Below are 14,628 nucleotides of genomic sequence, written 5' to 3'. Positions count from 1 at the left end.
GAAAATTTCAAGTGCGGAATTTTAACAGGCGAAGCCCCCCGGCCCAAGGGCTAAATTCAGCGGCGCTGGGGGGAGGGCGGGGGCCTTGCTCCGCCCGCACTAGACCCGAAATTGCGACAGCAACTGCTGTTGCTGCTGGCTGGCCTGATGGAGGGAGGAGGCCAGTTGCAGGCACTCCTGGGCTTCCTGTTCGCCCGTCTGGGCTTGCAGGCTGATATCCGAAACCTTGCCCGTGGTGTGCCCCAGGGTGTGGGAGAGCTGGCTGGTCGCCTCTGCCACCTGTTGCACCATGTCGGCGAGCTGATCGATGGCCTCTTCTACCTTGAACAGGATCTGTTTGGTGTTGTCGGAGTCCGCCATACCCGATTCCACGGTTTTCAGGTTGCGTTGCATCATCAGATAGGCCTGCTCTGTCTGCTGCTGGATGCTGTTGATCACGTCCGTTATCTCGGCGCTGGAGGTGGCGGTGCGATTGGCCAGGGTGCGCACCTCGTCGGCCACCACGGCAAAACCGCGCCCCATCTCGCCCGCCCGGGCGGCTTCGATGGCGGCATTGAGTGCCAGCAGGTTGGTCTGCTCCGAGATATTGCTGATGGTGGAGATGATCTGGCCAATCTGCCCTGCCTGCTCCTTGAGGGCGTTGATGGCGGTGGCACATTCACCCACCTCCATGACCACCCGCTGCATGCCGGCGGTGGCGGAGGAGACATACTGGCTGCTTTGCGTGGTGAGCTGGCGCACCTCGTTGGCGTTGTGTGCCGCCAGGTTGCAGTTGTCCGAGATGGTGGTGGCCACCTGCACCATCCGCTCGCTGTCGTGGTGCAGCGCCTGGGCATGCGCTGCGGTCTGGCGGCTGCTCTGGCTGATGGCCTGGACCCGGTTGACCGAGGTGTGCACGTGCTGGTTGATGTGCCGGTTGTTGTCCATGGTGGCGCTGATCATCTTCTGCAGCTTCTCGATGAAGCGATCCACGCTGCCGGCCAGGGAACCAATCTCGTCGTCGCGTGAGAGGTTGATGCGGGCATTGAGATCTCCCTCCCCGGCGGCGATGTCCTGCATGCGCTTGTCGACCTGGAGTAGCGGGCGAACAATGGTGCGAACCAGCCAGAAGCCGCAGCAGGTGACGATCAGCAGGCTGAGCAGCAAGCCCCCCAGGATGAGTCCCTTGGTGTAGTCGATGATGGCGTTGAGCTGGTGAACCTGATCCTCGACGGTGGCGTCCCCCTGGGCCTCGACCTCGACCAGAGCCAGCCTGAGCTGGTCGGCACTGTGCTCGTAACGGGCCAGCTGGTTCTGATAAGCGCTCAGGGCTGTGGTCCATTCACGGATCAGGCGGGCATTGTCGGCTTGCAGGGCGCGATACTGGGTGGAGAGCATTTGGCCTGCAAACTCCCCGTCACCGGGCACATCGAACTGGCCGGTTGCCAGCATGCCGTCAACCGCGTCCTGATAGAAGCGGGTGGCTTGTGCCAGCTCGGCCTGGATGGCAGGAGTAGGGCCTTCGCTCTGCATCTTCTCCAGCGCATAGAGCTGGCGCAAGAATCCGATGTTGGCCTCCATGCCGCCATCGGCCGCCTGCCAGCGGGTCGCGAGGCCGCCGTTCCAGCTGATGGCCTGATCCGGTGAGCGGGTGAGGCTCTCGACGGCCTCGTCACCGATCACCTCCAGCCTGGTCGAGAGGCGTGACATGCGTTCAGAACTGGCACGCAGCGCCTCATCGGCGCTCGTGAAGGTGCGATAGAGAGTCAGCAGCTGTGCCTGCTCTTGCTGATAGGTCTGCTCATGCTGCTTCAGCGTGGTGATGGCTGCCGCATCGATGAGCCCGCCTTGCTCCACCCGGCGCAAAGCGTCGCTGGCCGCCTCTTTTGCCCGTTGCAGCTCCGGTGCGTCGAGGGGGATCCCCGAGAGCATCTTCTGGATATAGAGCGACTGGTTGCCGAGTTCGATGGAGCCCTCCATGGCACCATCTGCCGTCTGCCAGGCGGCACCCAGGACGTAGGAGAGCAGATCAGCCAGCCGCTGGCTGCCATACCAGCCGATCGCCCCCATGCCCAGGGTGCAGCCGAGCAGAATGGTGAGTCCGAGGTTGGATGTGGTGACGATTTTCATGATTCAAGCCTTCCCTGGTGCCGAACAAGACCATTTCAGTGTTCAATCAATGACGAAGATGTGCCATCCCCGATGGAAAATAAAGTGACAGACAGTGTTCTGAACGAGGGAAATGGCCGGGTATGAAGAGCTGGTCATCCCATGATCTGCATGGACCTATGCTGGATACTTATCCAGTTATTCTTTATGCTATGACCCAATTTGCGAGAGTCTGCGTGGCGAGGAAAAGAACATGATCGGTCGCTTGAGAGGCGTCATCATCGAGAAGCAACCCCCCGAGGTGTTGCTGGAAGTCGGAGGGGTGGGATATGAGGTTCATATGCCCATGAGCTGCTTCTATGATCTGCCCGAACTCGGGAAGGAGGCCGTCATTCACACCCACTTCGTGGTGCGTGAAGATGCCCAGCTGCTCTACGGCTTCAACCACAAACAGGAGCGGGCGCTGTTTCGCGAGCTGATCAAGACCAACGGGGTCGGCCCCAAGCTGGCACTGGCCATTCTCTCCGGCATGACGGCCACCCAGTTTGTGATGAGCGTCGAGCGCGAGGAGATAAGCTCCCTGGTCAAGTTGCCCGGCGTGGGCAAGAAGACCGCCGAGCGCCTGGTGGTGGAGATGAAAGACCGCCTCAAGGGCTGGGTCAGCCACGATCTCTTCTCCCCGGCCGAAATCACCCTGCCCGCGAAAGAGAGCCCGCTGCGTGCCCCGGATGCGAGCGAGGAGGCGGCCAGTGCACTGGTGGCCCTCGGCTACAAGCCGCAGCAGGCCAGCCAGATCGTCAGCAAGGTGGCCGCCGACGGCATGTCGGTAGAGGAGATCATTCGTGAATCCCTGCGCAGCCTGGTGTGAGGTAGACAATGATTGAAGCGGATCGCCTCATCTCGGCCGGTGCCGCCCGTGAGGACGAGATCATCGATCGGGCCATCCGGCCCAGAAAGCTGGCCGATTACACCGGACAGGATCATGTCTGCGATCAGATGGAGATCTTCATCGAGGCCGCCCGCCAGCGCGGGGAGGCCCTCGATCATCTGCTGATCTTCGGGCCTCCCGGCCTTGGCAAGACCACGCTGGCCAACATCGTCGCCAACGAGATGGGGGTCAACATCAAGACCACCTCGGGCCCCGTGCTGGAGAAGGCCGGCGATCTGGCGGCGCTCCTCACCAACCTGGAACCGAACGATGTACTCTTCATCGACGAGATCCACCGTCTCAGCCCGGTGGTGGAGGAGGTGCTCTATCCGGCCATGGAGGACTACCAGCTCGACATCATGATAGGGGAGGGGCCAGCGGCCCGCTCCATCAAGCTCGATCTCCCTCCCTTCACCCTGATCGGTGCCACCACCCGGGCCGGCTCCCTCACCAGCCCCCTGCGTGACCGGTTTGGCATCGTGCAGCGCCTCGAGTTTTACAACGTCAAGGACCTGACCGACATCGTCTCTCGCAGCGCCCGCTGCCTCGGGCTCGACATGACGGAAGACGGCGCTCTCGAGGTAGCCCGTCGCTCCCGGGGGACACCGCGGATTGCTAACCGTTTGTTAAGGCGGGTACGGGATTTTGCCCAGGTGAAGTCTGACGGGCGAATTGACGGACCCATTGCGGCCCGTGCCATGGACATGCTGGATGTGGACAACGAAGGTTTCGACTTCATGGATCGCAAGCTATTGTTGGCCGTCATCGACAAGTTTATGGGGGGGCCCGTCGGGCTCGACAACCTGGCCGCCGCCATCGGTGAGGAGAAGGACACCATAGAAGACGTGCTGGAACCTTATCTGATCCAGCAAGGCTATCTGCAACGTACACCCAGAGGGCGGATCGCAACTCAGAGAGCCTACGCACACTTTGGCCTGGAACGACCGGCAGATCAGTAGACGTTGCGATATGAACCAAAAAGCCGCCCTTGAGGCGGCTTTTTGTTTTGCAGGCAAAAAAAAGCCCACGGCACAGGCGGTGGGCAAAGACAATTCAGGATGGATGTTCACAGACAGTGAGCGCGTCTGCAGACCGGTCGGGAAAAAACAGAGGAGCCGTCGCGAGGCTTCAGAGTCGGTTCATTTGATAGAGTTGAACGAAAGAAAGCTTGTAGTAACGGATGGTCTTGGCAACAAACTTTTTCATCATTAATCCCAACAAACAGGTTCGAAATGTTCATCGAATACGTACCGGGAACCCGGAATGACCGGCCTGTATTCAGAGGTATGCCCTCACTGCGAGGCGCATTGTAGGAGCTCTTTACGGGTGGGACAAACAAGAAAATCTATGGGCTTCTGATTAGATAAACTAATGATTTTGGTAGGAGTGCCAATCCGCATAAACATGTGTTTTTACTGGGTTTAAATTGATTTTTGGATGAGCCTGGCCATTTATTGAAATAATCGAGACGCGAGGGCTTTATTTCCGTGGTTGCGTATTTGTTTAACAGAATTAAAACTATTTTGGTTGGTCATAAAATTGATTTAAATCAATCATTTACGACTTATCGTTTTTTGTGATGAAGCTCCCATAATTAATGGGGAAAGCCCTATAAGTTACCTTGAAAAAACATGTATTGAGGGTGGTTTTACATTGATTTCAATCAAATAAAGGTGATATAAAACAGCGATCATTATAGGCGGGAATAGAACCCTGGTTATTGTTTATTAGATGTTAAACATTAGCTTTTTTTGTTCCTGTATATTGCCTTGTTGTTAATGTGGTGGCAGTCGAATCCGGTCAGTCCGCGAGGGGTGACCGACCGTTCGGGGACTTCCAATGGAAGCTTTGTCCTTAAAACTTAAAATAGCCGTGCCAATAATCGGTGAGGAAACATCATGATTGCTGAGCATGTGGTAGACCTATCGCGGTTCCAATTTGCTGCGACGGCCCTTTATCACTTCCTGTTTGTACCCTTGACGCTGGGGATGGCCTTCATCCTGGCGATCATGGAGTCTGTCTATGTGATGACCAACAACACAGTGTACCGGGACATGACCAAGTTCTGGGGCAAGTTGTTTGGTATCAACTTTGCCCTCGGGGTTACCACCGGGCTCACCATGGAGTTTCAGTTCGGTACCAACTGGGCTTACTACTCCCACTATGTCGGCGACATCTTCGGGGCCCCGCTGGCCATCGAAGGCTTGATGGCCTTCTTCCTGGAGTCCACCTTCGTCGGTATGTTCTTCTTCGGTTGGGATCGTCTCAGCAAGCGCCAGCACCTGGCGGCTACCTGGCTGATGGCGCTCGGGACCAACCTCTCCGCACTGTGGATCCTGGTCGCCAACGGCTGGATGCAGAACCCGGTGGGTGCCGAGTTCAACTTCGAATCCATGCGCATGGAGATGGTGAGCTTCGCCGACCTGGTGTTCAACCCGGTTGCACAGGTCAAGTTCGTCCACACCGTGGCGGCAGGCTATACCACGGGCGCCATGTTCGTGCTCGGGATCTCCTCCTATTACCTGCTGAAGAATCGTGATGTGGCGTTCGCTCGTCGCTCCTTCGCCATCGCGGCCGCGTTCGGCATGGCCTCCATCCTCTCCGTGCTGGTGCTGGGTGACGAGTCCGGCTACGAGACCGGGGAAGTGCAGAAGGTGAAACTGGCGGCCATCGAGGCCGAGTGGAACACGGAGCCGGCTCCGGCATCCTTCACCCTGTTCGGGATCCCGAATCAGGAGGAGATGCGCACCGACTACGCCATCAAGATCCCCTATGCCCTCGGCATCATCGCCACCCGTTCCCTCGACGGTCAGGTGACTGGTCTCAAGGATCTCAAGAGCGAGCATGAGCTGCGCGTGCGCAACGGCATGACCGCCTACGACCTGCTGACCAAGCTGCAATCCGGTGACAAGTCCGACGATACCCGCGCCCGCTTCGACGAAGTGAAGCAGGATCTGGGCTACGGTCTGCTGCTCAAGCGTTACACCCCCAACGTGACCGACGCCACCGACGAGCAGATCAAGGCCGCCGTGGATGACTCCATCCCGCAGGTACTGCCGCTGTTCTTCGCCTTCCGCATCATGGTCGCCTGCGGCATCCTGATGCTGGTGCTGATCGGTCTGGCCTTCTATGACAGCACCCGCCACAAGATCGGCGAGCGCAAGTGGCTGCTCAAGGCGCTGCTGTACGGCATTCCGCTGCCCTGGATCGCCATCGAGGCGGGCTGGTTTGTCGCTGAATATGGTCGTCAACCCTGGACCATCGCCGAGATGCTGCCGACTTATGTCTCTGCATCCAACATTCCTGCGTCCGAGATCTGGTTCTCTCTGATCGGGATCTTCCTGTTCTACACAGTACTGCTGATCATCGAGATGTACCTGATGTTCAAGTATGCGCGCCTGGGCCCAAGCAGCCTGAAGACGGGCAAGTACCACTTCGAACAGAGCAAGGCATAAGGAGAGTGACCCATGTTTGATTACGAACTGTTGCGTCTGGTCTGGTGGGTGCTGGTCGGCGTGCTGCTGATCGGGTTTGCCATCACCGACGGTTTCGATATGGGGGTGGGTGCCCTGCTCCCCTTCGTCGGCAAGAAGGATGTGGAGCGTCGCGTGATGCTCAACACCATGGGGCCGCACTGGGAAGGCAACCAGGTCTGGCTGGTGACCGCCGGTGGCGCCCTGTTCGCCGCCTGGCCCATGGTCTATGCGGCGGCCTTCTCCGGCTTCTACATCGCCATGATCCTGACCCTGATGGCGCTGTTCTTCCGTCCGGTCGGCTTCAAGTACCGCTCCCTGCAGGAAGATGCCAAGTGGCGCTCCAACTGGGACTGGGCTCTGTTTGCCGGTAGCGCCATTCCCCCTGTCATCTTCGGGGTGGCGTTCGGCAACCTGCTGCAAGGTGTACCGTTCAGCTTCAACCAGTTCCTGATGATGACCTATCACGGCAACTTCTTCGGTCTGCTCAATCCGTTCGGTCTGCTGGCCGGTCTGGTGAGCCTCTTCATGATCATCACTCAGGGTGCAACCTGGCTGATGATGAAGACCGAAGGTGAAGTGCTGGCGCGCTCTCGCACCGCCGCCATGATCTTCTCCCTGCTGACCCTGGTGCTGTTCGCCCTGGCCGGTGTCTGGGTGAGCGGCATGGATGGTTATGTGATTGTGGGCTCCGTCGCCACCGACGCCGTCACCAACCCCCTTCACAAGGAAGTGGTGGTGCAGGCCGGTGCCTGGATGCAGAACTACAACCTCTATCCCTGGATGATTGCCGCACCCGTGCTGGGTCTGGTGATGTGTCTGCTGACCGCCGTGGCGGCCAAGCTGGACAAGGGTTGGGTGGCGTTCCTGTTCTCCTCCCTGGCCATCGCCGGCATCATCCTGACCGCGGGCTTCTCCATGTTCCCGTTCGTGATGCCTTCGAGCCTCGAGCCGTCCCAGAGCCTGACCATGTGGGATTCCACCGCCTCCTTCAACACCCTCAAGGTGATGACGGTAGTCGCAGTCGTCTTCGTGCCGACCGTGCTGGCTTACACCATCTGGACCTACATCAAGATGTTCGGCCGGGTGAGTAACAAGCACATCGAAGACAACCAACAATCGCTCTACTAAGAAGGTGCCCTGATATGTGGTATTTCACCTGGATCCTGGGGCTGCTGCTGGCCTGTGCGTTTGGGATTATCAATGCGCTCTGGCTGGAGCACACCGAGAACCTGGATCGTCAGATTGATGAAGACAAGTGACAGGCTCGCCCGGCTGGCCGCTCCTCTGGAGCGCCAGCCATGGCAAGGTCTGATGCTGCTGGCGGCGGCCCTGCTGGCTGTCGCCATCTTGCAGGCGCCCAACCTGGTCGCGGCCAACACCAGTGAGCACGGCCTCTGGCTTGCGCCCTGGCTGATGTGGGCGGTCTGTTGCGGTGTCATGCATGGACTGGGGTTTCACCCGCGCAGCCTGGTGGGTCGCGTGCTGTTCTTCCCCTGGCTCGCCCTGCCCAGCCTGCTCTGCGGGCTCTGGCTGACCAGCAGCTACTACCTGCCATAAATGATGAAGGAGGTCGGCATGAGCCCACCTCCTTCTTTTTTTGAGGGGCGTGCCGCCGCCCGGTCAGAGCGACAGAACCTCGCTCGTCACGCCGCTCGCAGCCACTTCTCTTGTCCGCTTTTCTTGTGATGCTGACAGCCCTGTGGTCTTCGGCCTGTCGGCGCTGCTGCACGCCATAAAAAACAGGGAGAGAGGGGATTTCCCTGTCTCCCCCTGCTTCTTTCCTATTCAGCCCTGCGCTATGATAGCCCCCCATCTGACTGTCGAATGGATCACAGATTTTTATGGGGGAAGTCTCTGAGTTTCCGGTGCGTGTCTACTACGAAGACACGGATGCCGGAGGCATCGTCTACAACGCCAATTATCTCAAGTTTATGGAACGGGCCCGCACCGAATTCCTGCGCGCAGGCGGCATCGAACAGGATGTCCTGCTGCAGGCGGGGATCGCGTTTGTGGTGAGTCGCACCGAAATCGACTTCCGCGCGGCGGCCCGCTTCAATGAACTGCTGACCGTAATGACGCAAGTAACTGAAGTGAAACGCGCTTCCATGCGTTTTTCACAGCAGATCCTGGCGGCTGATGGACGGCTGATCACTCAGGCCATGGTACAGATCGCCTGTGTCAGTCATCCGCAAATGAAACCTGTTGCAATACCTGAAAAAATCAAGGGAGTGCTGTTAAGTGCACGCTGAAATTTCGTTTATTGGCCTGTTCTGGCAAGCCAGTCTGTTGGTGAAACTGGTCATGATGACCCTGATGGGCATGTCGGTCGTCTCCTGGGCGCTGATCATACAGCGCTCCAAGGCCATCAAGGCGGCCAACCTCGCTTCGGAGCAGTTTGAAGACAGATTCTGGTCCGGGGTCGACCTCAATCGTCTCTACCAGGAGTCCTCCTCCCGTCGTGACGACATCGAAGGCATGGAAGACATCTTCTACTCCGGCTTCAAGGAGTATGCCCGCCTGCTCAAGGCCGGTGCCCGCGGTCAGGATGCGGTGATGGACGGTACCTATCGCGCCATGCGCGTCTCCCTGTCCCGAGCAGTGGACGATCTCGAGTCCAACCTGCCGGTCTTGGCGACCATCGGCTCCATCAGCCCCTATATCGGTCTGTTCGGTACCGTCTGGGGGATCATGAACGCCTTTATCGCTCTGGGTCAGGTTCAGCAGGCGACCCTGCAGATGGTGGCACCGGGTATCGCGGAGGCGCTGATCGCCACCGCCATGGGTCTGTTTGCCGCCATCCCGGCCGTTATCTTCTACAACCGCTTCACCAACAAGGTCGAACGGCTGGAAAACGCCTACGCCAACTTCATGGACGAGTTCACCACCATTCTGAATCGCCAAATCGCACAGCAGGGTGAGAAGTAATGCAAACCTATCAGCGGCTCAAACGCAAAAAGGTCGCCGAGATCAACGTGGTGCCCTATATCGACGTCATGCTGGTGCTGCTCATCATCTTCATGGCGGTCACGCCCGTGATCACGCAGGGGGTCAAGGTCGACCTGCCCCAGGCGGAGTCCGAGCAGTTGCCGGAAGACTCCAAGCCGCCTTTCATCGTCAGCGTCAATACCGAGGGTGAGTACGTCATCAAGGCCGGCGAGGCGGATGACGAACCCGTACCGAGCGGCACACCAGAGGCGATGCAGCAGTACATCACCGAGAAGGCTATGGGCTATCTGGCCATCAACCAGAACGCGCCTGTGGTGGTCGCCGGTGACAAGTCCGTGCGCTACGAGGAGGTGATCCTGCTGATGGTGGCCCTCAAGAAAGCCGGTGTGCCTCAGGTTGGTCTGATGACGGATCCGGTGAACTGACGGAGATGGATGTGAAGCGTGGTATTTCCGGTTATCTCGTCGCGTCGCTGCTGCTGCATCTGATCATCGGCATCATCCTGCTGGTCGGTGTCGACTTCAGTAAACCCAAGCGCCCCGAGTCCAAGGGACAGATCGTCAATGCGGTCATGATGGACAGCGAAATGCTGGAGCAGCAGATGCAGCAGGTCCAGCAGCAGAAGCAGGCCCAGCCCAAGGCTGCACAGCAGCAGAAGGACAAGGAAGACGCTGAGCGCGTCAAACGCGAGCTGGCACAGGAGCAGGAGCGTCTGCGTATCGCCGAGACCAAGCGCAAGCAGGCCGAAGAGGCGACCCGCAAGGCCGAAGCCGACAAGCAGAAGAAAGAGGCTGAACAGAAGCAGGCGGAAGAGAAGGCCCAGAAAGCCGAGGAAGCCCGCAAGCTGGAAGAGCAGAAGACCAAGAAGGCCGAAGCCGAACGCAAGGCGGCGGAAGAGGCCAAGGCGCTGGCGCTCAAGAAGAAAAAAGAAGAGCTGGAGAAGAAGCAGGCTGAAGAGAAGGCAAAGGCGGAAGAGGCCAAGGCCAAGAAAGCGGAAGCCGAGAAGAAGGCCAAGGCCGAAGCCGAGAAAAAGGCGAAGGCGGAAGCCGAGAAGAAAGCCAAGGCCGAGGCCGAGAAGAAGGCGAAGGAAGAGGCTGACAAGAAGGCAAAAGCTGACGCAGAGAAGAAGGCGAAGGCCGAGGCCGACAGAAAGGCCAAGATTGAGGCGGAGCGCAAGCGCAAGGCGGCCGAAGAGGCCAAGTTGCAAAAAGAGATGGAAGCCATGATGGAGCAGCAGCTGGCCGCCGAGGCCAATGCGCGCAGTCAGGCAGCATCGGCAGCCGCCAAGGGCGAAGTCGACAAGTATGCCGCCCTCATCAAGGCCACGGTCGAGCGCTACATGATTTTGGATCCCACCATGCGGGGCAAAACATGTACTATCGGTGTCAAGTTGGCCAGTAGCGGCTTCGTCATCTCGGTGGACAACGGTCAGGGTGATCCGGCGGTCTGTCGCTCCGGCAAGGCGGCGGTTCTGAAGGCCAACCAGTTGCCGGTGCCGAAGGATCCGGCGGCATTCGAATTGATGAAGGATCTACGCCTTCAGCTAGCGCCAACGATTTAAGAGAGTGTTTCTGCTTTGATTGGCAAGGGTTGTTGATCAGAGAACTGAGTCTCAAATTGGAACTGAGAGTTTAAGCCATGATAAGAAAAGTGTTTTTTGCTTTGGTTGGCTGTTTGTTGCTGGGCCAGAGTGCTCAGGCGGCCTTGGACATCGTCATCACCGGCGGTATCGACAGTGCGCGCCCCATCGCCATCGCCCCCTTCAAGTGGGAGGGCAATGGCCAGTTGCCGCAGGATATCGCGGAAGTGGTCTCCAACGACCTGATGCGCAGCGGCAAGTTCAAGCCGCTGGCTCGTGGCCAGATGCCGCAGACGCCGAGCACCAGCGGCGAGATCAACTTCGCACCCTGGGCTTCCCAGGGGGTCGAAGCCGTGGTGGTCGGCTCCATCGCCGCCGTGGGTGATGGTACCTACAAGATCAACTTCGAGCTGGTCGACGTCCTGAAAGGCCAGCTGGCCAAGACCCAGGGCGGTGAAGCGAACGGTTACATCCTGGACAGCCGCATGGCGACCATCCCGGGTGCCCAGATGCGCCAGTTTGCCCACCGCATCTCCGACATCGTCTACGAGCGTCTGACCGGTGAGCGTGGCGCCTTCCTGACTCGTCTGGCCTATGTCTCCGTGCAGCAGGGCACCCAGTTCCCGTATCAGCTGCGGATCTCCGACTACGACGGCTACAACGAGAAGACCCTGCTGCGCTCCCGTGAACCCCTGATGTCCCCGGCCTGGTCGCCGGATGGCAGCAAGCTGGCTTACGTGAGCTTCGAGAACCAGAAGTCCGAGATCTATGTGCAGGACATCTACACCCAGCAGCGCAGTCTGATCACCAGCTTCCGTGGCATCAACGGTGCGCCGGAGTGGTCTCCAGATGGTCGTCGTTTGGCTATTGTTCTGTCCAAAGATGGGCAGCCTGACATCTATGTCGTTGATGTTGCTAGCAAGCAACTCACCCGAGTCACAAATAACCGTACCATCGACACCGAACCCTCCTGGATGCCGGACGGTCAAACTTTGCTGTTCACCTCTGAACGTGGTGGCAAACCCCAGATTTATAGCGTAAATTTGGCGACTGGCATGACTCGCCGGATGACCTGGGAAGGGGATTCCAACCAGGGGGCATCCATCACACCGGACGGCAAGTCCATGGTGATGGTGACCCGGGTTCAGGGACAATATCGCATCGCTCGCCAGGATATGGAAAATGGAGCCATGCTGGTACTGACCCAGAGTGCTCTGGATGAATCGCCAAGTGTGGCTCCCAATGGCAGCATGATCATTTATGCCACCATCTATCAGGGTCGTAAGAGTCTTGCATTGGTGTCGACCGACGGTCGCTTCAAGGCAGTGCTTCCGACCAGTAGCGGTGAAATTCGTGCACCAGCTTGGTCGCCCTTCTTGAATTGATAAAAATCGATTGTTTTTTGTTTTGTTATAAAGGTTTAAGGAAATAGCATGCAACTCAATAAACTGCTCAAGGGTCTGGCCATCGCACTGCCACTGTTCACCCTGGCTGCCTGTAGCTCCTCTTCCGACTCCGACGCCGCTGGCGCCGAGTCCGGCATGACCGACGGCATGGGCGGTGTACAAACCGGCGGCGCCAACGGCATGTTGTCCCCGGAAGAGCAGATGCGTCAGAAGTTCGAAGCGCTGCAACGCGACAACGTGATCTACTTCCCGTACGATGGTTACGACATTCAGGGTCAGTACGCCGACCTGCTGGATGCCCACGCCAGCTACCTGCGTGAACGTCCGAGCGTCAAGGTACTGATCGAAGGCCACGCCGACGAGCGCGGTACGCCGGAATACAACATCGCGCTGGGTGAGCGTCGTGCCAAGGCTGTTGCCAAGTATCTGCAAACCCTGGGTGTGCAGGCCGAGCAGCTCTCCATCGTCAGCTATGGCGAAGAGAAGCCGCTGGATCTGTCCCACACCGAGGAAGCCTTTGCCAAGAACCGCCGTGCGGTCCTGGTTTACTAAGGTTTGAGTCGAACGAAGTTCGTTTATATGCAAGCGGCCATTTCGATGGCCGTTTTATTTGCACTAAACGTCAAGGTTTGATCCGAATGAAATCTGTATCAGCGAGCGACTATGCGCTGGCCGTTTTATTTGCACTAAACGCTAAGGTTTGATCCGAATGAAATCTGTGTACAAGCAAGCTGGTGTTGCGCTGGCCGTGTTGGTTGCTTTGAATGCGCAAGCGGCAGCACCCGTGAGCGATCTGAGCGGGGATTCTGGCAGCAGCGGCGTAGTGCTGAGCGGCAACAATGGTGCCATCGTACCGACCGGCAGCCTGGAAGACCGGGTTGCTCTGCTGGAGCGTACCCTCAACGCCCGTCTGCGTCTGCAGGCCGAACTGCAGCAACAGGTCGACTCCCTGCAAGGGGAGGTCTCCGAGCTGCGTGGTCAGCTGGAACAGCAGACCTACCAGATGGAGCAGTCCCAGGAGCGCCAGCGCCAACTCTACCAAGAGCTCGACAAGGTGGCCAACAGCCAGCCTGCCGCCGCGCCCGCAACACCTGCTGCAGGTGCTGCAACGCCTCCTGCCGCGGCTGCCAACTACTCCACCAACCAGGATGAGAACCAGGCCTACGACGCAGCCGTGAACATGGTGCTCAAGGAGAAGAACTACGACAAGGCCATTCCTGCCTTCGAAGGGTTCATCAAGCAGTTCCCGAACTCCAGCTATGTTCCCAATGCCCACTACTGGCTCGGCCAGCTGATGTTCAACAAGGGTGACAGGGCGGGGGCCGCGAGCCAGTTTTCCACGGTGGCGAACAAATACAGCAAGTCACCCAAGCGGGCCGATGCCCTGCTGAAACTCGGCATGCTCGCCCAGCTTGACGGCAAGAAAGCAGAGGCCAAGGCCTTCTATGAGCAGGTGATCAAGGGTTACCCCAACACCTCGCCGGCCCAGCTGGCCAAACAGAGTCTGGCCAAGCTGTGACATTGCTGCATGTCACTGTTTTCGTAACACTCTTGTAAATACCGCCGTGCTTTGTATGCGCAGTGAACAATCAGATTTAATTTAAGATTTTTCTATTGCGCCAGGATGATAAATCCGTAATATAGGCCGCCGTCAGAGCCGGAGCAGTAATGCAGTCGGCACTGGTCGTGGTGAGGGTCGTTAGCTCAGTCGGTAGAGCAGTTGACTTTTAATCAATTGGTCGCTGGTTCGAATCCAGCACGACCCACCATTTCTTCACAGCAGGTGAAGACAATATTCCCAGGTCGTTTAGCTCAGCTGGGAGAGCACCTCCCTTACAAGGAGGGGGTCACTGGTTCGAGCCCAGTAACGACCACCATGTTGTAACACTGGCCGCCACATGCGGTTCGTGAAAGGTTCAGGATGTGGGTCGTTAGCTCAGTCGGTAGAGCAGTTGACTCTTAATCAATTGGTCGTAGGTTCGAACCCTACACGACCCACCACTCTGAACATTGAATCCCAGGTCGTTTAGCTCAGCTGGGAGAGCACCTCCCTTACAAGGAGGGGGTCACTGGTTCGAGCCCAGTAACGACCACCATGCTTTAAAAAATGATTTCGATGGGTCGTTAGCTCAGTCGGTAGAGCAGTTGACTTTTAATCAATTGGTCGCTGGTTCGAATCCAGCACGACCCACCATCATTTCAGTC

The 14,628-nt window shown here is 58.1% G+C and carries 15 protein-coding genes and 5 tRNA genes; 19 read left to right on the top strand and 1 reads right to left on the bottom strand.

Annotated features, from left to right (window positions below; translation table 11 throughout):
- Positions 1 to 99: 99 nt before the first annotated feature.
- The gene (locus tag J9892_RS23605; RefSeq protein ID WP_210539140.1) at positions 100 to 2,109 is read right to left on the bottom strand and encodes a methyl-accepting chemotaxis protein; all 2,010 of its coding nucleotides are present in this window, start codon (positions 2,107 to 2,109) and stop codon (positions 100 to 102) included.
- Positions 2,110 to 2,341: 232 nt separating this feature from the next.
- Here J9892_RS23605 and ruvA point away from each other — a divergent pair, with 232 nt between their 5' ends.
- From ruvA to J9892_RS23510, 19 genes are all read left to right on the top strand, one after another.
- Entirely contained in the window at positions 2,342 to 2,956 is a 615-nt protein-coding gene (ruvA, locus tag J9892_RS23600) for a Holliday junction branch migration protein RuvA (protein ID WP_010672867.1), read from the top strand.
- Positions 2,957 to 2,964: 8 nt separating this feature from the next.
- Positions 2,965 to 3,975 (top strand): Holliday junction branch migration DNA helicase RuvB, encoded by a 1,011-nt coding sequence (gene ruvB, locus J9892_RS23595; RefSeq protein WP_041211014.1) that lies wholly within the window; start codon positions 2,965 to 2,967, stop codon positions 3,973 to 3,975.
- Between the two features lie 10 nt (positions 3,976 to 3,985).
- Positions 3,986 to 4,228 carry a hypothetical protein gene (locus J9892_RS23590; RefSeq protein ID WP_029313687.1) on the top strand — a complete coding sequence of 81 codons (243 nt, stop codon included), beginning with the start codon at positions 3,986 to 3,988 and terminating at the stop codon, positions 4,226 to 4,228.
- A gap of 686 nt (positions 4,229 to 4,914) precedes the next feature.
- Positions 4,915 to 6,471 carry a cytochrome ubiquinol oxidase subunit I gene (locus J9892_RS23585; protein WP_010672869.1) on the top strand — a complete coding sequence of 519 codons (1,557 nt, stop codon included), beginning with the start codon at positions 4,915 to 4,917 and terminating at the stop codon, positions 6,469 to 6,471.
- Positions 6,472 to 6,483: 12 nt separating this feature from the next.
- Positions 6,484 to 7,620 carry a cytochrome d ubiquinol oxidase subunit II gene (cydB, locus tag J9892_RS23580; protein WP_010672870.1) on the top strand — a complete coding sequence of 379 codons (1,137 nt, stop codon included), beginning with the start codon at positions 6,484 to 6,486 and terminating at the stop codon, positions 7,618 to 7,620.
- A gap of 14 nt (positions 7,621 to 7,634) precedes the next feature.
- Entirely contained in the window at positions 7,635 to 7,751 is a 117-nt protein-coding gene (cydX, locus tag J9892_RS23575) for a cytochrome bd-I oxidase subunit CydX (protein WP_005331536.1), read from the top strand.
- Positions 7,738 to 8,049, top strand: a complete 312-nt coding sequence (locus J9892_RS23570) for a cyd operon YbgE family protein (protein ID WP_039039483.1) — start codon at positions 7,738 to 7,740, stop codon at positions 8,047 to 8,049. The genes cydX and J9892_RS23570 overlap by 14 nt, the downstream gene beginning before the upstream one ends.
- Before the next feature lie 284 nt (positions 8,050 to 8,333).
- Positions 8,334 to 8,741 carry a tol-pal system-associated acyl-CoA thioesterase gene (ybgC, locus tag J9892_RS23565; RefSeq protein WP_010672872.1) on the top strand — a complete coding sequence of 136 codons (408 nt, stop codon included), beginning with the start codon at positions 8,334 to 8,336 and terminating at the stop codon, positions 8,739 to 8,741.
- Positions 8,731 to 9,417, top strand: coding sequence for a protein TolQ (gene tolQ / locus J9892_RS23560; protein WP_010672873.1), 687 nt, complete (start codon positions 8,731 to 8,733; stop codon positions 9,415 to 9,417). The genes ybgC and tolQ overlap by 11 nt, the downstream gene beginning before the upstream one ends.
- Entirely contained in the window at positions 9,417 to 9,863 is a 447-nt protein-coding gene (gene tolR / locus J9892_RS23555; protein ID WP_010672874.1) for a protein TolR, read from the top strand. The genes tolQ and tolR overlap by 1 nt, the downstream gene beginning before the upstream one ends.
- Positions 9,864 to 9,868: 5 nt before the next feature.
- Positions 9,869 to 10,999, top strand: coding sequence for a cell envelope integrity protein TolA (tolA, locus tag J9892_RS23550; protein ID WP_010672875.1), 1,131 nt, complete (start codon positions 9,869 to 9,871; stop codon positions 10,997 to 10,999).
- A gap of 77 nt (positions 11,000 to 11,076) precedes the next feature.
- Complete coding sequence (gene tolB, locus J9892_RS23545; RefSeq protein WP_010672876.1) at positions 11,077 to 12,402, top strand: Tol-Pal system beta propeller repeat protein TolB; 1,326 nt, start codon at positions 11,077 to 11,079, stop codon at positions 12,400 to 12,402.
- Between the two features lie 48 nt (positions 12,403 to 12,450).
- Positions 12,451 to 12,975: a peptidoglycan-associated lipoprotein Pal gene (gene pal, locus J9892_RS23540; protein WP_010672877.1), complete on the top strand. Its 525-nt coding sequence runs from the start codon at positions 12,451 to 12,453 to the stop codon at positions 12,973 to 12,975.
- 157 nt (positions 12,976 to 13,132) lie between these two features.
- Positions 13,133 to 13,942, top strand: coding sequence for a tol-pal system protein YbgF (gene ybgF, locus J9892_RS23535; RefSeq protein ID WP_041211017.1), 810 nt, complete (start codon positions 13,133 to 13,135; stop codon positions 13,940 to 13,942).
- Positions 13,943 to 14,116: 174 nt separating this feature from the next.
- Positions 14,117 to 14,192: transfer RNA gene (locus tag J9892_RS23530), tRNA-Lys, on the top strand.
- 32 nt (positions 14,193 to 14,224) lie between these two features.
- Positions 14,225 to 14,300 (top strand) — tRNA-Val (locus J9892_RS23525).
- Between the two features lie 48 nt (positions 14,301 to 14,348).
- Positions 14,349 to 14,424 (top strand) — tRNA-Lys (locus J9892_RS23520).
- Between the two features lie 19 nt (positions 14,425 to 14,443).
- A tRNA-Val gene (locus J9892_RS23515) sits at positions 14,444 to 14,519 on the top strand.
- Between the two features lie 22 nt (positions 14,520 to 14,541).
- Positions 14,542 to 14,617, top strand: a tRNA-Lys gene (locus J9892_RS23510).
- The last annotated feature ends 11 nt before the right edge of the window (positions 14,618 to 14,628 follow it).

The organism is Aeromonas sp. Prich7-2 (assembly GCF_017939255.1).
Lineage (GTDB): Bacteria > Pseudomonadota > Gammaproteobacteria > Enterobacterales > Aeromonadaceae > Aeromonas > Aeromonas caviae.
Note: the sequence above shows the minus strand (reverse complement) of the source record. Positions and strands in the feature narration are given on the sequence as shown.

Excerpts from the sequence above, each read along its gene's own strand:
- ruvB (WP_041211014.1), top strand. The coding sequence starts at position 2,965 with ATGATTGAAGCGGATCGCCTCATCTCGGCCGGTGCCGCCCGTGAGGAC.
- tolR (WP_010672874.1), top strand. The coding sequence starts at position 9,417 with ATGCAAACCTATCAGCGGCTCAAACGCAAAAAGGTCGCCGAGATCAAC.
- ybgC (WP_010672872.1), top strand. The coding sequence starts at position 8,334 with ATGGGGGAAGTCTCTGAGTTTCCGGTGCGTGTCTACTACGAAGACACG.
- cydB (WP_010672870.1), top strand. The coding sequence starts at position 6,484 with ATGTTTGATTACGAACTGTTGCGTCTGGTCTGGTGGGTGCTGGTCGGC.
- tolA (WP_010672875.1), top strand. The coding sequence starts at position 9,869 with ATGGATGTGAAGCGTGGTATTTCCGGTTATCTCGTCGCGTCGCTGCTG.
- J9892_RS23585 (WP_010672869.1), top strand. The coding sequence starts at position 4,915 with ATGATTGCTGAGCATGTGGTAGACCTATCGCGGTTCCAATTTGCTGCG.
- J9892_RS23605 (WP_210539140.1), bottom strand. The coding sequence starts at position 2,109 with ATGAAAATCGTCACCACATCCAACCTCGGACTCACCATTCTGCTCGGC.
- J9892_RS23590 (WP_029313687.1), top strand. The coding sequence starts at position 3,986 with ATGAACCAAAAAGCCGCCCTTGAGGCGGCTTTTTGTTTTGCAGGCAAA.
- J9892_RS23570 (WP_039039483.1), top strand. The coding sequence starts at position 7,738 with ATGAAGACAAGTGACAGGCTCGCCCGGCTGGCCGCTCCTCTGGAGCGC.
- tolB (WP_010672876.1), top strand. The coding sequence starts at position 11,077 with ATGATAAGAAAAGTGTTTTTTGCTTTGGTTGGCTGTTTGTTGCTGGGC.
- pal (WP_010672877.1), top strand. The coding sequence starts at position 12,451 with ATGCAACTCAATAAACTGCTCAAGGGTCTGGCCATCGCACTGCCACTG.
- cydX (WP_005331536.1), top strand. The coding sequence starts at position 7,635 with ATGTGGTATTTCACCTGGATCCTGGGGCTGCTGCTGGCCTGTGCGTTT.
- ruvA (WP_010672867.1), top strand. The coding sequence starts at position 2,342 with ATGATCGGTCGCTTGAGAGGCGTCATCATCGAGAAGCAACCCCCCGAG.
- ybgF (WP_041211017.1), top strand. The coding sequence starts at position 13,133 with ATGAAATCTGTGTACAAGCAAGCTGGTGTTGCGCTGGCCGTGTTGGTT.